This is a genomic window from Actinophytocola sp., from assembly GCF_036555685.1.
GTDB lineage: Bacteria > Actinomycetota > Actinomycetes > Mycobacteriales > Pseudonocardiaceae > Actinophytocola.
In genome coordinates this window covers 1-15527 of record NZ_DATBKY010000159.1, presented here as the reverse complement: position 1 = coordinate 15527, position 15527 = coordinate 1, and the positions used below count along the sequence as shown (strand labels likewise).

The 15527-nt window shown below is 67.8% G+C and carries 20 protein-coding genes, 1 tRNA gene and 1 pseudogene; 10 read left to right on the top strand and 12 right to left on the bottom strand.

All coding sequences use genetic code 11. The features are described from left to right. Positions 1 to 17 precede the first annotated feature (17 nt). The 4 genes from VH969_RS15075 to VH969_RS15060 all read left to right on the top strand — a co-directional run bounded on the left by VH969_RS15075 (position 18) and on the right by VH969_RS15060 (position 2736). Positions 18 to 869 (top strand): hypothetical protein, encoded by an 852-nt coding sequence (locus tag VH969_RS15075; protein WP_331974457.1) that lies wholly within the window; start codon positions 18 to 20, stop codon positions 867 to 869. 227 nt (positions 870 to 1096) lie between these two features. Then, on the top strand, positions 1097 to 1297 hold the full coding sequence (locus VH969_RS15070; protein WP_331974455.1) for a cold-shock protein: 201 nt from the start codon (positions 1097 to 1099) through the stop codon (positions 1295 to 1297). Positions 1298 to 1480: 183 nt separating this feature from the next. Continuing rightward, on the top strand, positions 1481 to 2395 hold the full coding sequence (locus tag VH969_RS15065; RefSeq protein ID WP_331974495.1) for an acyl-CoA desaturase: 915 nt from the start codon (positions 1481 to 1483) through the stop codon (positions 2393 to 2395). 185 nt (positions 2396 to 2580) lie between these two features. Further along, the gene (locus tag VH969_RS15060; protein ID WP_331974453.1) at positions 2581 to 2736 is read left to right on the top strand and encodes a DUF6307 family protein; all 156 of its coding nucleotides are present in this window, start codon (positions 2581 to 2583) and stop codon (positions 2734 to 2736) included. A 92-nt stretch (positions 2737 to 2828) separates the two neighbouring features. Here the strand turns inward: VH969_RS15060 and VH969_RS15055 are convergent, their stop codons facing one another. The 8 genes and pseudogenes from VH969_RS15055 to VH969_RS15020 all read right to left on the bottom strand — a co-directional run bounded on the left by VH969_RS15055 (position 2829) and on the right by VH969_RS15020 (position 8238). Next, positions 2829 to 3707, bottom strand: coding sequence for an SDR family oxidoreductase (locus VH969_RS15055; protein ID WP_331974451.1), 879 nt, complete (start codon positions 3705 to 3707; stop codon positions 2829 to 2831). A 41-nt stretch (positions 3708 to 3748) separates the two neighbouring features. Further along, positions 3749 to 4171 (bottom strand): hypothetical protein, encoded by a 423-nt coding sequence (locus VH969_RS15050; protein WP_331974449.1) that lies wholly within the window; start codon positions 4169 to 4171, stop codon positions 3749 to 3751. Between the two features lie 276 nt (positions 4172 to 4447). After that, positions 4448 to 4783, bottom strand: a complete 336-nt coding sequence (locus tag VH969_RS15045) for a hypothetical protein (RefSeq protein ID WP_331974447.1) — start codon at positions 4781 to 4783, stop codon at positions 4448 to 4450. A 67-nt stretch (positions 4784 to 4850) separates the two neighbouring features. After that, positions 4851 to 5195: a hypothetical protein gene (locus VH969_RS15040; protein WP_331974445.1), complete on the bottom strand. Its 345-nt coding sequence runs from the start codon at positions 5193 to 5195 to the stop codon at positions 4851 to 4853. A 94-nt stretch (positions 5196 to 5289) separates the two neighbouring features. Next, positions 5290 to 5835: pseudogene (locus tag VH969_RS15035) on the bottom strand (DUF4386 family protein); the annotation flags it as partial. A 145-nt stretch (positions 5836 to 5980) separates the two neighbouring features. After that, a complete protein-coding gene (locus tag VH969_RS15030; RefSeq protein WP_331974443.1) occupies positions 5981 to 6583 on the bottom strand; it encodes a hypothetical protein in 603 nt (200 codons plus the stop codon). Positions 6584 to 6617: 34 nt separating this feature from the next. After that, positions 6618 to 7217, bottom strand: a complete 600-nt coding sequence (locus VH969_RS15025; RefSeq protein WP_331974441.1) for a DUF4389 domain-containing protein — start codon at positions 7215 to 7217, stop codon at positions 6618 to 6620. 52 nt (positions 7218 to 7269) lie between these two features. Further along, positions 7270 to 8238 (bottom strand): NAD(P)-dependent alcohol dehydrogenase, encoded by a 969-nt coding sequence (locus VH969_RS15020; RefSeq protein ID WP_414638515.1) that lies wholly within the window; start codon positions 8236 to 8238, stop codon positions 7270 to 7272. 154 nt (positions 8239 to 8392) lie between these two features. Here VH969_RS15020 and VH969_RS15015 point away from each other — a divergent pair, with 154 nt between their 5' ends. The 3 genes from VH969_RS15015 (at position 8393) to VH969_RS15005 (ending at position 10603) form a co-directional block, all read left to right on the top strand. Further along, positions 8393 to 9106 carry a TetR/AcrR family transcriptional regulator gene (locus tag VH969_RS15015; RefSeq protein WP_331974437.1) on the top strand — a complete coding sequence of 238 codons (714 nt, stop codon included), beginning with the start codon at positions 8393 to 8395 and terminating at the stop codon, positions 9104 to 9106. A gap of 80 nt (positions 9107 to 9186) precedes the next feature. Next, positions 9187 to 9387, top strand: a complete 201-nt coding sequence (locus VH969_RS15010; RefSeq protein ID WP_331974435.1) for a helix-turn-helix domain-containing protein — start codon at positions 9187 to 9189, stop codon at positions 9385 to 9387. Positions 9388 to 9916: 529 nt separating this feature from the next. Further along, positions 9917 to 10603, top strand: a complete 687-nt coding sequence (locus VH969_RS15005) for a tyrosine-type recombinase/integrase (protein ID WP_331974433.1) — start codon at positions 9917 to 9919, stop codon at positions 10601 to 10603. Positions 10604 to 10682: 79 nt separating this feature from the next. Here VH969_RS15005 and VH969_RS15000 read toward each other — a convergent pair. Then, positions 10683 to 10755, bottom strand: a tRNA-Ala gene (locus tag VH969_RS15000). Positions 10756 to 10869: 114 nt separating this feature from the next. On the opposite strand from VH969_RS15000, the gene VH969_RS14995 reads away from it, so the two are divergent. Further along, positions 10870 to 12201 (top strand): phenylacetate--CoA ligase family protein, encoded by a 1332-nt coding sequence (locus tag VH969_RS14995; RefSeq protein WP_331974431.1) that lies wholly within the window; start codon positions 10870 to 10872, stop codon positions 12199 to 12201. Positions 12202 to 12204: 3 nt separating this feature from the next. On the opposite strand, the gene VH969_RS14990 is transcribed toward VH969_RS14995, so the two are convergent. From VH969_RS14990 to VH969_RS14980, 3 genes are read right to left on the bottom strand one after another with little or no spacing between them, the layout of a single operon-like run. Then, entirely contained in the window at positions 12205 to 13038 is an 834-nt protein-coding gene (locus VH969_RS14990) for a DsbA family protein (RefSeq protein WP_331974429.1), read from the bottom strand. Positions 13039 to 13041: 3 nt separating this feature from the next. After that, entirely contained in the window at positions 13042 to 13554 is a 513-nt protein-coding gene (locus tag VH969_RS14985; RefSeq protein ID WP_331974427.1) for a MauE/DoxX family redox-associated membrane protein, read from the bottom strand. 24 nt (positions 13555 to 13578) lie between these two features. Further along, positions 13579 to 14007, bottom strand: a complete 429-nt coding sequence (locus VH969_RS14980) for a hypothetical protein (RefSeq protein ID WP_331974425.1) — start codon at positions 14005 to 14007, stop codon at positions 13579 to 13581. Positions 14008 to 14105: 98 nt separating this feature from the next. Between VH969_RS14980 and VH969_RS14975 the strand changes: the two genes are divergently transcribed. After that, complete coding sequence (locus VH969_RS14975; protein ID WP_331974422.1) at positions 14106 to 14933, top strand: metalloregulator ArsR/SmtB family transcription factor; 828 nt, start codon at positions 14106 to 14108, stop codon at positions 14931 to 14933. Then, complete coding sequence (locus VH969_RS14970; RefSeq protein WP_331974420.1) at positions 14930 to 15520, top strand: dihydrofolate reductase family protein; 591 nt, start codon at positions 14930 to 14932, stop codon at positions 15518 to 15520. The genes VH969_RS14975 and VH969_RS14970 overlap by 4 nt, the downstream gene beginning before the upstream one ends. The last annotated feature ends 7 nt before the right edge of the window (positions 15521 to 15527 follow it).

The window sequence follows — 15527 nt, the reverse complement described above, 5'->3', positions numbered from 1 at the left end:
ACTGACACACTTGTCTCGTGGTCCTCGGGTACGTCTTCGCGGTTCTCGCCGCGGTGGCGTCGGGCAGTGGCTCGATCCTGGAGTCGCTCGGCATCCGCCGCGCGGGCGTCCACGGCGGTACGTCCCTCGAGCTCATCGCCCTGCGCCGCCAGTGGATCTACTTCTTCGGCATCGGCGTGGACCTGGCCGGATTCGCACTCGCCGCGGCGGCCTTGCACCTGTTGCCGCTGTTCCTGGTCCAGTCGCTACTGGCGTTCAGCGTCGGGGTGACCGCAACCATCGCCGCCCTCATGGGCACCCGCCTGGGCCCGGCCGGATGGATCGCCCTCGGCACCGGCGCAACCGGACTGATCCTTCTCGCGGTATCCGCGGACCCGAGCCCGGCACGCACACTGCCGCCGGGATGGAACTGGGTCCTGCTGGGCATGGCGGCCCCCGTGGCGACGATCGCCCTCTACGCCAAGCGTCACCACCACGCGTGGGCCGCGCCCATGCTGGCATTCGGCGCCGGCCTGGGCTACAGCGTCGTCGGCATCTCGGCGCGCACTCTGAACGTTCCCGACCCGGCGTGGCTACTCGTCCTGGCACCGGCCAGCTGGGCCATCGTCCTCAACGGACTCACCGCGGCCGTGGTGTTCGCGATGGCCCTCCAGAAGGGTGCGCCGACGACCGTCACCGCGATCATGTTCACCACCAACACAACGCTGTCCTCGCTGATCGGTCTCGCCTACCTCGGCGACCAGGCGCGCACCGGCTTCGCCGTGCCGGCGGCGGCCGGATTCGTTCTCGCGATCACCGGTGCCATCGGCGTCGCGCACTACTCCGCCCTCGCCGGTCGGCAGGGCTCCGCGACACCATCCGCTCGGTGACGTGGCCCACTGTCGACGGGCGTGGGGAACCAATGTGGCGCGCGGATGGTTGTACGTGCTGGTCGTAGGTTGTTGTGTTCGTGTGTTGTGTGCTCGCGAAGAACGATGTTGGGCGTCTGTTTCTTGGTCTCGCAGGTCAAAGCCGGAGAAGTTGCCGTCGCGGAATCCGGCCCGGGAGTTCAGGTATCCACCTGGCCCCGTCACCCAAGCACCTGCAAGGAGAATCCATGATCAACGGAACCGTGAAATGGTTCAACGCCGAGAAGGGCTTCGGCTTCATCGCCCGCGAGGGCGGCCCTGACGTCTTCGTGCACTACTCCGAGATCGACGGCTACGGCTTCCGCAGCCTCGAGGAAGACCAGCGGGTGGAGTTCGAGGTCAACCAGGGCACCAAGGGCCCGCAGGCCATCCACGTCCGCGTCATCTGACTTGGACGAGGTCGCCGGCGCCAGCCGGCGACCGTCACGTTTACACCGTCTGCGGACGGCCTATCCGCCGAAGAGAGTCACCCCGGACCCGGTGACAGGTTTCAAGCCCGCTTACCGGGAGGTAGCACGTTGACCGCCATACTCGAACGCCCAACCCGAGATACCAGCAACAACCCTGAGCCCATGCTGTCGGGGGACAAACCCCGATCGCAGACACTGCTGGTCAAAGTGTTCGCGATCGTGCCGCTGCTGGCTCTGGTCGCGGCCGTGCCGATCGCCTGGGGTTGGGGGCTGGGCTGGGTCGATGTCAGCCTCGCGCTGTTCTTCTACACCCTGACCTGCCTGGGCGTGACGGTGGGCTTCCACCGCTACTTCACCCACGGGGCGTTCAAAGCCCACCGCGGCCTGCGGATCGCGCTCGCCGTGGTGGGCAGCATGGCCATGCAGGGCCCGGTCATCGGCTGGGTGGCCGACCACCGCCGCCATCACGCCTACGCCGACAAGGAAGGCGACCCGCACTCACCATGGCTGTTCGGCACCTCGGCAGCCGCGCTGGCCAAAGGATTCTGGCACGCGCACATGGGCTGGCTGTTCAACCACGAGCAGACGAACGCACAGCGCTTCGCCCCCGACCTGCTCGCCGACGACGACATCCGCCGCATCGACCGGCTCTTCCCGGTCCTGACCGTGGTCACTCTCCTGGCGCCGGCCGCGCTCGGCGGGCTCATCACCATGTCACTGTGGGGTGCGGTGACGGCGTTCTTCTGGGCCAGCCTGGTCCGCGTCGCGCTGCTGCATCACGTCACCTGGTCGGTCAACTCCATCTGCCACATGATCGGCGACCGGCCTTTCGAAGCCCGCGACAAGTCCGCGAACTTCTGGCCGCTCGCCATCGCGTCCATGGGCGAGTCGTGGCACAACTCCCACCACGCCGATCCCACCTGCGCACGCCACGGCGTCCGCCGCGGGCAACTCGACATCTCCGCCCGCCTCATCTGGGCCTTCGAGAAGCTCGGCTGGGCCACCCACGTCCGCTGGCCCCGCGCAGAACGCCTGGCCCGCAAACTCAAGTCGTCCAGGACCGACGATGCGGCATGACGTTGCGGCATGACGTCGGGCGCGTAGCATCAAGCTACGGGGCCCGGACCGGCATCAACTTTCGATGAGGGGCCGTCAGCATGGCAGTCGGCCCGAGCCTCATTCACCTCAGCCAAGGGCGGCGGAACTGTCCGATCGCCTCGCGCCGAGTCCACCTTCCCGCCCGACGACCAGTAGGTGAACAGATGACCGATGCCGTATTCGTGTCCCGCTACGAGAAGCGGCTCCGGCTCGTGCAGGACGTGCTGAAGAAGAACTCGAAGCTCAGTGAGAAGGCCACCCGCCACCTCGCGGTCGAGGTGGTCGACGCCATCGACCACGTCCCGGAAGCACGGCGCTGACCTGCCGAACCGCGACCGGCCGGCGGCATCCGAACCCGCGGTAGAAGGAACGCATCGGGCATCGCGGGGACCTTCTCGCCGGCCCCGGCCCCTCATTTCGCTGCGGCGCCAGCGAGACCGACCAGGTCGGCGCTGACTTGCCAGAGTCGTGCGGCGGTGGTCTCGTCATAGCTGGGTTGGGCGGATCTCTTGGGGTTGCCGTTGACGAAGTAGCGGCCCGTGACCTGTTCGAGGTCTGGGTTGGCCGCGACGTGGATCGACGTCGCGGCGCCGCGGGTGGGGGTCTTCATGAACGGCCGCAGGAACGGGACGAACAGTCGCCCCACGCGGCTGGGATCCTCGGCGCCGAAGGCCGTGCTCACCACGCCGGGGTGCAGGGCGTTCGCGGTGACCGCGGTGCCGTTCAGCCTTCTGGCCAGTTCGTAGGCGAACAGGACGTTGGCGAGCTTGGACTGGTTGTAGGCCCGCGCGCCGGAGTAGGACCGTTCCCCTTCCAGGTCGTCGAAGTCGATACGGCCCATGGCATGCGCGTGGGACGAGACCGTGACCACCCGGGCCGGGGCGCTGCGTGTGAGCCGGTCGAGGAGCAGGTTGGTGAGCAGGAACGGCGCGAGGTGGTTGAGCGCGAAGGTGCGTTCCCGCCCGTCCGCGGTGCGGTGGCGGCTGTTCCAGTAGCCGCCGACGTTGTTGACCAGCACGTCCAGCCGCGGCAGGCGCTGGAGTACCTCGCCGGCCAGTCGCCGCACCTGCAACTGCACCGACAGGTCTCCGACGAAGATGTCCACTCGCTCGCCACCGGACGCGCGGAGCTCGCGGGCGGCGTCCTCGGCCCGGTCGCGGTCCCGGCCGGTGATCGCGACGTGCGCGCCCAGACGGGCCAGACCCATGGCGGTCGCCTTGCCGATGCCGGCCGTGCCACCGGTGACCAGCACCGTCCTGCCGGCCATCGGCAAGCCTGGAGTGTTCCTCATGGCTTGATCACGTTCTCTCTGTCGTGGCCGCACGCGGATGCCTACTTGACCTCGTCACGAATCCGACTCCGACCGTCAACGGGACGAGCAGCCAGATCAGTCCAGTGACAGCGATGTTGGCCCACTGCTCGCCAGTCATGGCACCCTCGAAGCTGAACAGGGGAGCTTTGCGCGTACTGAAAATCGACCCACGGCTGCACATCCCGGAACCAGGCGACACTGGTGGCCAGCAGGCCGAAGATCGTGGGGAGCAGGAACCAGTAGACGAAATAGATCGCGATCGCGGCGGCGGAGGCGCGGATCAGCACACCGAGCATGAACACGATCATTAGGCTCAGGACGTTGCCGAGCACGTAGTACAGGCACTCGGTGAGGGTCACGTTCCACACCAGACCAGTGCCGGTGACCGCCGCGCCGACCAGGTTGCCGAGCGCCCCGACCGCGAAGGCGAGCAGCACCGACACGACGCCCACCGTCACCGAGGATCGCGACCACCGGCAGGATGACCGCCATCGGGAAGCGGATCGCCGTGACGAAGGTGGAGTAGGTGAACTCGTCGCGCGGCGCGAACAAGATCACCGCGGCGGTGGCCAGCACCGCGGTGATGGCGATGCTCGCGATCAGCCAGAAGCCCGAGCGGGTGTCGAAGATCTTGCGGAGCTCGACCTGTACCACCCGTATCAGTGGAATGGGACGCACTGTCGAAGGTTGCGTGCCGATGTTGCCGGCGGTGAAGGCGGTCATGTCACGGCCCCGTCCCGTTGGCCGGCGGCGGTCAGCTCGAGGAACATGTCTTCCAGACCTGCGCTGTCCGCCTCGGTATGCAAGGCACCGTCCTCGGACGGTGTCGCAACGACACCCAGCTCGCCGAGCGCCTGCTGGAGCTTGTCGAGGCCCACAGCGCGTACGACGGTGCCCGCGGCGCGCAGAAGGTCGGCCTTCGTGCCCCGGGAGACGATCCTGCCATTGCCGATCACCACGATGTCATCGGCGATGATCTCGATCTCGTGCAACAAGTGCGAGGAGAGCAGGACCGTCCCACCGCGGTCGGCGTAGCCGCGCAACAGATCCCGCATCCAGCGGATGCCCGCGGGATCCAGACCGTTCGCAGGTTCGTCGAGGATCGCACCTCGGGGTCGCCGATCAAGGCGGTGGCAATGCCGAGCCGTTGCCGCATCCCCAGCGAGTAGTCGCGGACCCGGCCGGACGCCTCACTCGGCGTGAGACCGACGATCTCCACATCTGCTCGATACGACTTCGCGGGAGACCCATGATCTGCTGGGCGACGGTGAGTATCTCGCGGCCGGTACGACCGGCGTGCTGCGCGGACGCGTCGAGGAGCACGCCGACCTCGACACCCGGGTTGGGCAGGTCCACATACCTGTGCCCGGAGATGGTGGCTGCCCCCGACATACTGGCCATGAAACTGACATCGTCCACCGCCGTGAAGGACCAATAATTCTTGGTAACTCCGTCGACGGTGATCACGGGCCGAATTCCTGGCACGAAGTCGTCTGCTCGGAAAAAGCCATAGTCGTATACCTCATCCGGTCGCTGAAAATCGACGAGTAACGAGTTCCTCCTATCCGACCAGAAGCGTCAGCCCAGCGAGCATGAGCCACAGCGACCAGGCGATGTAGGTAATCGGGACGATCGCACCCGCGAGCTTCCAGCCTTGTTTCTCGAAGCGGCCGACGAACTCCAGTGAGCCGACGACGAGGAACAGTCCGATGAGGATCCCCGGCCAGGCGAGCCACGGTTCGAACGCGGCGGACTGGAGCATCGCCACGCCGACGAACGTCGTCCACGCGCCGGTGAGCAGGTAGCCGAGACATTCCCCGATCCCGACCCCGAGGTAGCGGTGGAACGACTCGAACGCGACGCCGGCCGCTTCGCGGGTGGCCTCGGTCGATGCGGGATCGGTGTACGTGCGCGCCAGTTCCGGAACGAGGAACGGCCACCGTGCGAGCCCGAGGAACTGCACGACGGCGGCGAGAACGCCGACCACGGTCGCCGTGGGCACGACGGTGAGGTCGTCGCGGGCCAACACCTGCCCCAGGAGTACGGCCGCGGGAGCGAGCAGGACGGCGGTGAGCATGAAGCCGTACCAGAGGAGTTTGAGGCCCGCTCCGCCCGCCTGGAACGGTTCAGGATGTCCTTGGTCGGGCTGCGCAGGATGTTCGGGTAGTCGAAACGTCGACCGAGCAGGAAGAAGAACCCGTTGAACGCGAGCGGGAGCAGGATCAGCAGCGTGCCGGCCGCGGCGTCCACGGTCACCGAACCGTCGACCGGCTCGCCCGGGCGGCTCGGACTTCGGGTGCCGCTGTCCGGCACAGCACCGCGAGGAGCAGCCAGGTCAGCAGCCCGAACACGAGCGCTCCGCTCGCGCCGAAGTTCGGGAATCGCTCCTCGACGTTCGTGGTGATCACATACGACGTCACGAACCAGCCGAGTGCCCAGGCGACCGGGTTCGCAACCGCCCACCAGAACGCACCGGGAACCCGGTGTCGCATGAGCACGATCGCCTGCAGCGCGCCGACACCGACGCCAGTCGCGGCACCGATGACGACGACATCTCCGCGGTCGGTTCCATAGTCGACCAGGGCCGCACCGGCGGCGAGGCCCAAGGGCATTCCCACACCTGTCGCCACGATCCAGGCCCACGAGACCCATCGCCGTAACGCGAACCACTCCGCCGCTCCGATGATCGCGCCCGCGACGAGGCCGGCCGCGAGCGCCGCTCCGACGGAATCGACTCCGTCGACGAGGAGATCGGCGACGCCTCCCCCGACCGGGAAGCCAACCAGAACCGCCACGATCCAGAGCCACGTCGCGCGCGCGGTACTCGTCCAGTCGCCTTTCGAGTCCGTGATCATCTCTCCTCCAGTACTTGGCTTCCGAGACTGATGGTCATCCGGTGTGCAGGGTGAAGGGCGGGTACTGGTCGGTGAGCAGGCCGACGTAGGCCTGCACGCGCAGGTTGTAGCGATAGACACCGACGAGGAAGTCGCGAAGTCCCTGGGGATATTCGCCGGTGATCAGCACGGCGAAGAACCCGACGAGCACGACGAACATCGCCGCGATGATCAAGCCGAGCAGCACGACATAGTGCGGGACGGCGAGCAGCCATTTGATCAGCGGCTTCCACCGCGACATCTGGTCGGGGTAGGTGAAGGTGACGAGGGTGTGCGGGTCGACGCCGTCGTCGGCGGCGGTGGGCTGGAAGTCGAAGGGCGGGTATTCCTCGCGGAGGAACAGCGCATAGCTCGTGACGCGCCATTCGTAGCGAAAAGTCATGGCGATCGCGTCGAACAGTGGGCGTGGGATGCGGCGGGTGAACAGCACGGTGAAGAGCGCGATCAGCGTCAAGACGCCGCGGAGGGTGCTCAGTGCGTTGGCGATGAGCAGTTGCGGGATGGCGAGGAGCCAGTGCACGAGGGGCCGCCAGCGGGCGATCCGCGGTGAGCCCTCGAAGTCGAGTTGGGTGGGGTACGGGGTGGCCAATGTCATGGTGCCCTCCGAAAGGCGGTGGTCGACGAAGGAATGCGGTGGGGCCCATCGGTCAGACGGTGATGACGAGCTTTCCGCGGGCGTGGCCCTCGACCAGGTGCCGGATGGCCGCCGGAGTCTCGGCGAGTGGGTAGGTCCGCTCGACGGCCGGGATGACCTCGCCGGCTTCGATGAGCTCGGTGAGCGCGACCAGGTCCGCCGCGTTCTCCGAGTTGGTCAGTGCGCGCAGCCTCTGGCCGACGAACTTCGACAGCACCGGCGCCCGCAGCGTGCGGTCGAAGCCGCCGAGCCACCGTCCGCCCGTCTCCGAACCGACGATGACCAGTGTCCCATTCGGAGTGAGCGCGCGTCGCAGGTGAGAAAGCGAGCGGTGCCCGCCGATGTCGAGGATGACGTCGTAGCGCCCACCCGAGGTGATGTCCTCGCGGGTGTAGTCGACGACGTGATCCGCGCCGAGCGAGCGGACCAGGTCGAGCTTCTCGGTGCGGCACACGCCGGTCACGTTGGCGCCGAACGCCTTGGCGATCTGCACGGCGAACGTGCCGACACCACCCGACGCGCCGATGATCAGCACCGACTGCCCGGACCGGACCTGGCCGGCGTCGCGAACGGCCTGCAGGGCAGTGAGCCCGGAGATCGGCGCGGCGGCCGCCTGCTCGAAAGTCAGGTTCTTCGGCTTGAGCGCGATTTTGTCCGCCTTGGCGCGGCAGAACTCGGCGAAGGTGCCCTCCCCGACGCCGAACACCTCATCGCCCGGCGCGAACGCGGTCACGTCCATGCCGACCGCCTCGACGACCCCGGCCACCTCGCGGCCGCGAGCACGGTCCTTGGGCACGCGGAACCCGTAGCCCATGAGGCGTATCGGGTAGGGCAGGCCGGCCATGATGTGCCATACCCCTCGATCGACGCCAGCCGCGTGCACCCGCAGCAACAACTCGTCGGCGGCGATCACGGGCCGAGCGACCTGTTCGAGCCGCAGCACGTCAGCCTCGCCGTACACGTCCTGCACGATCGCCCGCATCGTCCCGGTCTTCGTCTCAGTCCCCGCGGCGGTCGTTCCGTGTCTCTCGTCCGCGGGCCGGTCGCGCTGCTCGATCCCCATCACTGCTCCATACGTTGTAAGTTTATGTTGTAAGTCCTACGCTTACACTGTAAGTAAGTCAAGGAGGGTGCCGATGGGTGACACCACAGCTACGCGGCGCGGCCGGCTGAGCAGGGATCGGGTACTGCGCGCCGCGGTGGACCTGGCCGACCGGGACGGATTCGACTCGCTCACCATGCGCAGGCTGGGTGAGGAGCTCGGGGTCGAGGCGATGTCGCTGTACAACCACATCGCGAACAAGAGCGACCTGCTCGACGGCATGATCGACATCGTCTTCGGCGAGATCGAACTACCCGCGAAGGACCCGGGCTGGCGCACAGCCATGCGCCGGCGCGCGATCTCGGCGCGAGCCGCCCTGTCACGACACCCCTGGGCCGTCGGCCGCATGGAGTCGCGCACCACCCCCGGCCCGGCGACACTGGCGCACCACGACAAGGTGCTCGGCATCCTGCGCGCGGCAGGCTTCTCCGTGGCGCTGGCCGCCCACGCCTACTCCGTCCTGGACAGCTACATATACGGCTTCGCGCTCCAGGCGCCGAGCCTGCCCTTCGACACCGGGCGGGACACTGGGCGGGACTCCGTGGCGGTCACCCAGGCGATCATGGCCAGGTTCACCTCCGGCCAGTACCCGCACCTCACCGAAATGGCCGTCGAACACGTCCTGCAACCCGGCTACGACTACGCCAACGAGTTCGAGTTCGGACTCGACCTCATCCTCGACGGCCTCGAGAAAGCCAGCACCGGTCTGAGCCGCTCACCGCGCAATCGCCAACACCGCAGCGGCTAAAGCGCGCGAGCATCGGCGGGTTGCCCGGCAAGAGGCATGGACGGCCTGACAAACAACGAGAAAGGAGAGGGTGGCCAAATATGACAACGCGTGTTCTAGAAAGGAAGTGGCACAGTGTAGCCGAAGTGGCACAAATGCTCGGATTCGGGCTATCGAAAACAAAACTACTACTCGCTCAGGGTGATATTCGATCACTCAAAGATGGGCGCTACCGGCGCATTCTGCCACAATCGGTGGACGAGTATGTGGCTCGTCGCGTGGCAGAGAGCGAGTGTGCGTAAATGGGCTCACGTGCACGGGCCAATGGCGAAGGCTCAATTTATCCGTACAAGAACGGTTACGCTGCATATGCCTGGGTCAGGTTGCCAATGGTCTGCGGCGACGGAAGTACGTCTACGGCCAAACGCGCGAAATTGTGCACGGCAAGTGGGTCGAGCTGCAACGCCAAGCCGCTCGTGGGCCGATGGTGACGAAGACACCGACCTTTGGCGATTATTTGGTGTACTGGCTCCGAAGATCGTCGAACCGAACCTAGCGCCGCGCACAGTCGAGAACTATCAGCGATTCGTGCGCCTGTACCTGGAGCCGGGATTGGGCAGAAAGAACCTTGCCCGAATGTCCCGCCAGGAGCTACAACAGTGGATCAACAAAGTTGCGCGAACCTGCCAATGCTGCGCGCAAGGAAAAGACGCGAGGCGGCCCGAAAAGCAACGCCGGTGTTGCGCCGTTGGTAAGTGTTGCCAACAACGATTGTCACCGGTTGGGTTGCGGGACGTTCGGACCTGTCTCCGTAACGCGTTGAGCAACGCGGTGGGTGACGATCTGCTCGACAAGAACCCTGCCCTATCAATCAGAATACCGGCCGTACGCAAGAAAAAGGGAAAGCGTTGGTCCATCGAGCACGCGCGGCAATTCCTAGCATCGGCCAAAGCCGATAACGACCTGCTGTACGCGGCCTATGTGCTCGTCGTCGTCCTCGGCATGCGCAAGGGCGAAGTGCTCGGGCTGCCGGATGATGCGGCCGACTTCAACCAGCAGCGATTGACAGTGGGGTACCAACTTCAACGTGTCGGCGGCCAGTTGGTCCACCGTGAGACCAAGACCGAAGAATCCGACAGCGCCTTGCCGTTCCCGCCCATCGTCGGAACCGCGCTCCAGCTGCGGCTGGCCGACCGGGACAAGGACAAGCAGGAAGCCGCCGAAGCATGGCACGACTTCGGCCTGATGTTCACCACGCGCTACGGCACACCGATCGATCCGCGCAACTTCAACCGCGCATGGGACGCACGAATCGTCAAGGCAGGCGTACCCAAGATCACCGTGCACGAAGGCCGACGCACCTGCGGGTCACTGCTGGCCGACCTCGACGTGCACCCACGTGTCGCTATGGCGATACTCCGTCACGCACAGTTCGCGATCACCATGGAGATCTACACCGAGGTCTCCGACGAGGCCACCCGTGCCGGGTTGAAGAAGCTCGGAGACAGCCTCGAATGACCCCGACTGCGGTACTTCGCAGCTTGCCGGACCCGGGAGAGGCCCGTCCCGTCCATCTGGGACGGGCTCTCACCTGCGGTGGAGCTGAGGGGGTTCGAACCCCTGACCCCCACACTGCCAGTGTGGTGCGCTACCAGCTGCGCTACAGCCCCGCGCGTGCCGGGACAGGTCCCGGACGTGCCAGTACAAGTTACATGACTCGCGGGGGCGCGGCGTAGTCGGGTCGGGAGGTTCCCTCGCGGGGCCGCGCGTGCTACACCGATGGCGTGATCGCCGATGATGTCGTCAGCGTGCCGCTTGTGGAGCCCGACGCGGAAGGTGTTGCGCCTGACCTGCGGCGTCAGCGGCAGGAGCGCCTGCTTCGCGAGCTGGTCGACCGGTTGATCGCGGCCGGCGGGTTGCAGGGGCAGCGGCTCGTCGAACGGGGGGTCACGAGCGGGGGCGACGTGTCGCTCGACTCGCTCGGGGAGCTGCCGACCGTTACCAAGCGTGATCTCTGGGAGCACTACCCGCACGGGTTGCGCGCGGTGCCGGCCGAGGACGTCGTCTGCGTGCACGGGTCCTCCGGCACCGGTGGGCGGCCGACGCTCGTGCCTTACACCGCTCACGACGTCGACGTCTGGGCTCGGGTCATGGCCCGCGCGCTCGGTGGCGCGGGCGCCAGCCGCCGGAGCATCGTCCACAACGCCTACGGGTACGGCCTCTTCACCGGCGGCCTGGGCGTCCACCACGGCGGTCTGCGGCTCGGTGCCACCGTGATCCCCATGTCCGGCGGCATGACCGAGCGCCAGATCCGGATGCTCACCGACCTGCGCCCGGACATCCTGACCTGCACGCCCTCCTACGCGATCTACCTCGGCGAGGCCATGCGCGCCGGTGGCGTCACCGTGGACAGCCTGCGGGCCGGCCTCTTCGGCGCGGAGCCGTGGACCAACGAGATGCGCGGCCAGATCGAACGCCTGCTCGGCCTGCGGGCACTCGACATCTACGGCCTCTCCGAGATCATCGGGCCCGGCGTCGCCTGCGAGTCGCTCGACTCCGGCGGGATGTTGAACGTCGCCGAGGACCACTTCTACGTCGAGGCCGTCGACTCCGACGGCAACCCCGTCCCGGACGGCAAACCCGGCGAGCTCGTGTTCACCACGCTCACCAAGACCGGCATGCCGCTGCTGCGCTACCGCTCCGGCGACGTCGCCGTGCTCGCCGGCCCGGTCCCCGGCGCGCCGCGTACGTTGCGCCGGATGTCCAAGCTGCTCGGCCGCACCGACGACATGCTCGTGGTCCGCGGCGTCAACGTCTTCCCCACCGAGATCGAGGCCGTGCTGCTCGCCGACGAGCGCGTCAGCCCGCACTACCTCGTCGTCGAGGACCGCCGCGACACCGCGCGGCCGGAGCTGCGCGTGGCGGTCGAGCCGGCGGTCGAGGTCGACGGCGAGCGGCTCGCGGCCGACCTCGACGGCGCGCTGCGCGAGCGGCTCGGCATCACCTGCGTCGTCCGGGTGCTCGCCCATGGCAGCGTGCCGCGGACCGAGGTCGGCAAGGCGCGGCGCTTCGCCCGGTGGACCGAGGGCGAGGCGCCACTCGCCGGAATCGGCTGAGCGTCAGCTCGTACCGCCGACCACCTCGTCGAGCCACTTCGGATTCGACGTGTCGACGACCTTCTGTCCCTTTGCGACGGTCGGGGTGCCGAAGCCCTGCTGGCCACCGCCGAGATCCTGTTGCAGATACGGGGTGTTGCGCACCTGCTCGAAGTGCGACTGGATGATGCCGTTGTACTTGCTGCTCTCCACACAGGACTTGAACGCGTCGGACTTGATGCCGAGGTCCTGGCCGAGCTTGGCCAGCTGCTGCTTGTCCCAGCCGCGCGAACCCTCCTCGGGCTGCGCGTTGTACAACGCCTTGTGGAACTCCGGGAACTTCCCGGCATCCGCGGCGCAGAGACCGGCGTTGGCGGCGTCCAGGGAGTAGCCGGGCGGGTCGGAGCGTTCGTTGAGCAGCGGCAGCATGTGATAGCGGACCTTCAGGTCACCCGCGGCCATGTGGCGTTCCATGTCGGCGCCGTAGCTCGCCTCGAAGCCGCGACAGATGGGGCACAGAAAGTCCTCGTACACGTCGATGGTGGCCTTCGCGGTGTTCTTGCCGGCCACCACGACGGCGTCGTCGCGCTTGACGGGGAACGCCGTGTCGGCGCCGGCCGCGCTGGTGGCAGCCTCGTCGAGCTGGCTCGTCGCGATGCTCTCGCCCTCGGTGGTGTTCTTCCTGTTGTTGGTGTAGATCACCCCGCCGAGGACCGCACCGAGCAGCACGACCACGACGACGACGCCGATGATGATCGGCTTGCGGTCGGCCGACTTGTGCTGTGCGACGGCCGGCGCCCGGTTGCCCGCCGTCTGCGACTGGCGCCGTTTGCGCGCGCTGCGCTCTGCTCCACCCACCGATCAAGTCCTTCCGTGCGAGTCGACCGGTTCGACCGGCGCGTTCCTGGTGGTCAGCCAACCATCCAAGGCAAGCAGGGTGCGCGGCCGGACCAGGAGCCAGCCGGCGAGGACCAGGAAGCCGAGGTCCCTGGCGATCTCCTGCGGGTACTGCGTGTCGCCCGCCGCGACCTCGCCGCCGCCGCCGAAGCAGCCGCAGTCGATCGTCAGGCCGCGGGCCCAGGACTGGGCGACCGCGCCGATGAACGCCAGCAGCACGACCGCCGAGATCGCTGCCGTGAGGCGGGTGCCGAGCCCGAGCAGCAGCAGCACGCCGAGCGCGAGCTCGAGGAACGGGACGGCCCCGGCGACGATGCTGACCGTGCCAGTGGGCAGCAGGTCGTAAGCCTGCACCGCGATGTAGGTCTGGTTGAGATCGCTCACCTTGATCGAGCCGGAGATCAGCCACACCGCGGCCAGGCCGAGCCGGGCGACGGTGCCGATGATGTCGAGCACGCGCGCGGACGGTCGGACCACGTCCACGACGCTACCGAAGTCCCCTTAGCGAATCCTGAGAGCCTGTCGGCGCAGCTCAGCGATCGCGGCACCGGCGGTGATGCCGAACGTGACGTGGTCGGCGACCTGCGGTTTCATCCGGAGCTCGCGGATTCGGGCGGTGCGCCGGCCGGGCACGCGGAGATCCAGCGCGGCGATGGCCAACCCGGCGGCGGCACCCCATGCGGTGGTGTGCCGTCGCGGGAGCACGGCGGCGAGCACGACGCCCCAGCCGAGCGAAAGCGCGAGGTGGACAGGCACGGCCGCGGCGAGCAGCGGGATGGCACGTTGCTCGCGCGGGAGGAGCATGGCGCCGGCAGCCCGCGTGGCGGCGAGCGGATCCTGTCCGGTCACGAGCGCGTGCACGGTGGACGGCGCCCCGCTGAGGACGGCCGCGACCAGCCCGGCCTTGACCCCGATCCCGATGGTCGACACGACTACATCATGACGCGGCCAGAAAGGTCGCCACCCCGACGACGGACCCGCGACAAATTCCTTGACAAGAATATTCTGATAAGTGAATACTTCTGGGCATGGAGCAGATCGCATCCGCACTGGGGGACGGGGCGCGGTGGCGCATCGTCGAGCTGCTGGCCCTGCGGCCGCGCTCCGTCGGGGAATTGGCCGAGCTGACGGGGTTGCGGCAGCCGCAGACCACCAAGCACCTGCAGACCCTCGCCCGCGCCGGGCTCGTCACCGTCGCTCCGCTCGGGCAACGCCGGGTCTACGCCGTGGAGGCGGCGCCTCTCAGGAACTTCGCGCGGCGGCTCCACACGCTGGTCGAGTCCATCGAGGCGCACGCGGGCGAGCGGGACGTCATCGCGCGGTACCAGGCCGCTATCGAGGCCGAGACGGCCGCCGCGGACCGGGAGCGGTGGGCCGACGGGCGCACGTTCGCGTTCGAGCGGGTGCTCGCCGCTACCCCGGACGTCGTCTGGCGGCACTGGGTCGAGCCGGACCTGCTCACGTCGTGGTGGGCGCCGCCGTCGATGGCCGTCACCGAATGCGTGCTCGAGCCCCAGGCGGGTGGGCGCGTCGTCCTCGAGTACCGCGACGCCGAGGGGCGGTACCGCTCCGAGGGACGGGTCCGGACCGCGACGGAGAACGAGCGGCTCGGGTTCGACCTGTCGGTGCTGGACGCGAACGGCGCGGTCTCGTTCACCGGCCACTACGACCTCGCCCTCGCCGCGGCCTCGGAAGGCACGTCGCTGCGGCTCGGCCTGCGGATCACCGAGACGACCGTCGAGGCCGCCCCCTTCATCGCCGGCATCGAGACCGGGTGGGGACAGGTCCTCGACCACCTCGCCGACGCCGTCGGCACCGCTTCGCGCACCGACAAGGAAAAGGAAGCACAGTCATGACCGGACGCAAGGTCACCGCGAACATCAGCCTCACGCTCGACGGCCGCTACAACGGCCCCGGCGGGCCCGCCGACCTCGGCGCGATCGTCCCCTACGCGACCACCGAGGTCGGACGGAACCACCTCTCCCGCATCACCGACGGCGCGACCACAGCACTGCTGGGCCGGCTCAACGCCCAGGGGTTCATGGGGTTCTGGCCGTCGGTCGCCGAGGACGGAAACGCCGACCCGCGTGATCGCGGCTACGCGAAGTGGCTGGTGGACGCGGAGAAGGTAGTCCTGTCGACGACGCTGACCGAGGCGCCGTGGGACCGCACGAGAGTGGTGAACGCCCCGACCGCGGATGTCGTGGCCGGCCTGAAGACCGAGGCGGGCGGCGACATCCTGGTCAACAACAGCGCAAGCGTCATCAAGGCACTCCTGGCGGCAGACCTCCTGGACCGCCTGTACCTGATCCAGTGCCCCGAGATCGCGGGCGGCGGTGCCCGCCTCTTCGAGGACGGCCTGCCCGGTTCGAAGTGGACACTCACGCACCTGGAGACGGGCGAGCTGGGCGAGATCGCCATGATCTACGACCGCACCCGCTGACCGGTCA

Excerpts from the sequence above, each read along its gene's own strand:
- VH969_RS15060 (WP_331974453.1), top strand. The coding sequence starts at position 2,581 with ATGACCGATGCCGTATTCGTGTCCCGCTACGAGAAGCGGCTCCGGCTC.
- VH969_RS15010 (WP_331974435.1), top strand. The coding sequence starts at position 9,187 with ATGACAACGCGTGTTCTAGAAAGGAAGTGGCACAGTGTAGCCGAAGTG.
- VH969_RS15055 (WP_331974451.1), bottom strand. The coding sequence starts at position 3,707 with ATGAGGAACACTCCAGGCTTGCCGATGGCCGGCAGGACGGTGCTGGTC.
- VH969_RS15025 (WP_331974441.1), bottom strand. The coding sequence starts at position 7,217 with ATGACATTGGCCACCCCGTACCCCACCCAACTCGACTTCGAGGGCTCA.
- VH969_RS14970 (WP_331974420.1), top strand. The coding sequence starts at position 14,930 with ATGACCGGACGCAAGGTCACCGCGAACATCAGCCTCACGCTCGACGGC.
- VH969_RS15015 (WP_331974437.1), top strand. The coding sequence starts at position 8,393 with ATGGGTGACACCACAGCTACGCGGCGCGGCCGGCTGAGCAGGGATCGG.
- VH969_RS15070 (WP_331974455.1), top strand. The coding sequence starts at position 1,097 with ATGATCAACGGAACCGTGAAATGGTTCAACGCCGAGAAGGGCTTCGGC.
- VH969_RS15065 (WP_331974495.1), top strand. The coding sequence starts at position 1,481 with ATGCTGTCGGGGGACAAACCCCGATCGCAGACACTGCTGGTCAAAGTG.
- VH969_RS15020 (WP_414638515.1), bottom strand. The coding sequence starts at position 8,238 with ATGCGGGCGATCGTGCAGGACGTGTACGGCGAGGCTGACGTGCTGCGG.
- VH969_RS14975 (WP_331974422.1), top strand. The coding sequence starts at position 14,106 with ATGGAGCAGATCGCATCCGCACTGGGGGACGGGGCGCGGTGGCGCATC.
- VH969_RS15045 (WP_331974447.1), bottom strand. The coding sequence starts at position 4,783 with ATGCGGGATCTGTTGCGCGGCTACGCCGACCGCGGTGGGACGGTCCTG.
- VH969_RS15030 (WP_331974443.1), bottom strand. The coding sequence starts at position 6,583 with ATGATCACGGACTCGAAAGGCGACTGGACGAGTACCGCGCGCGCGACG.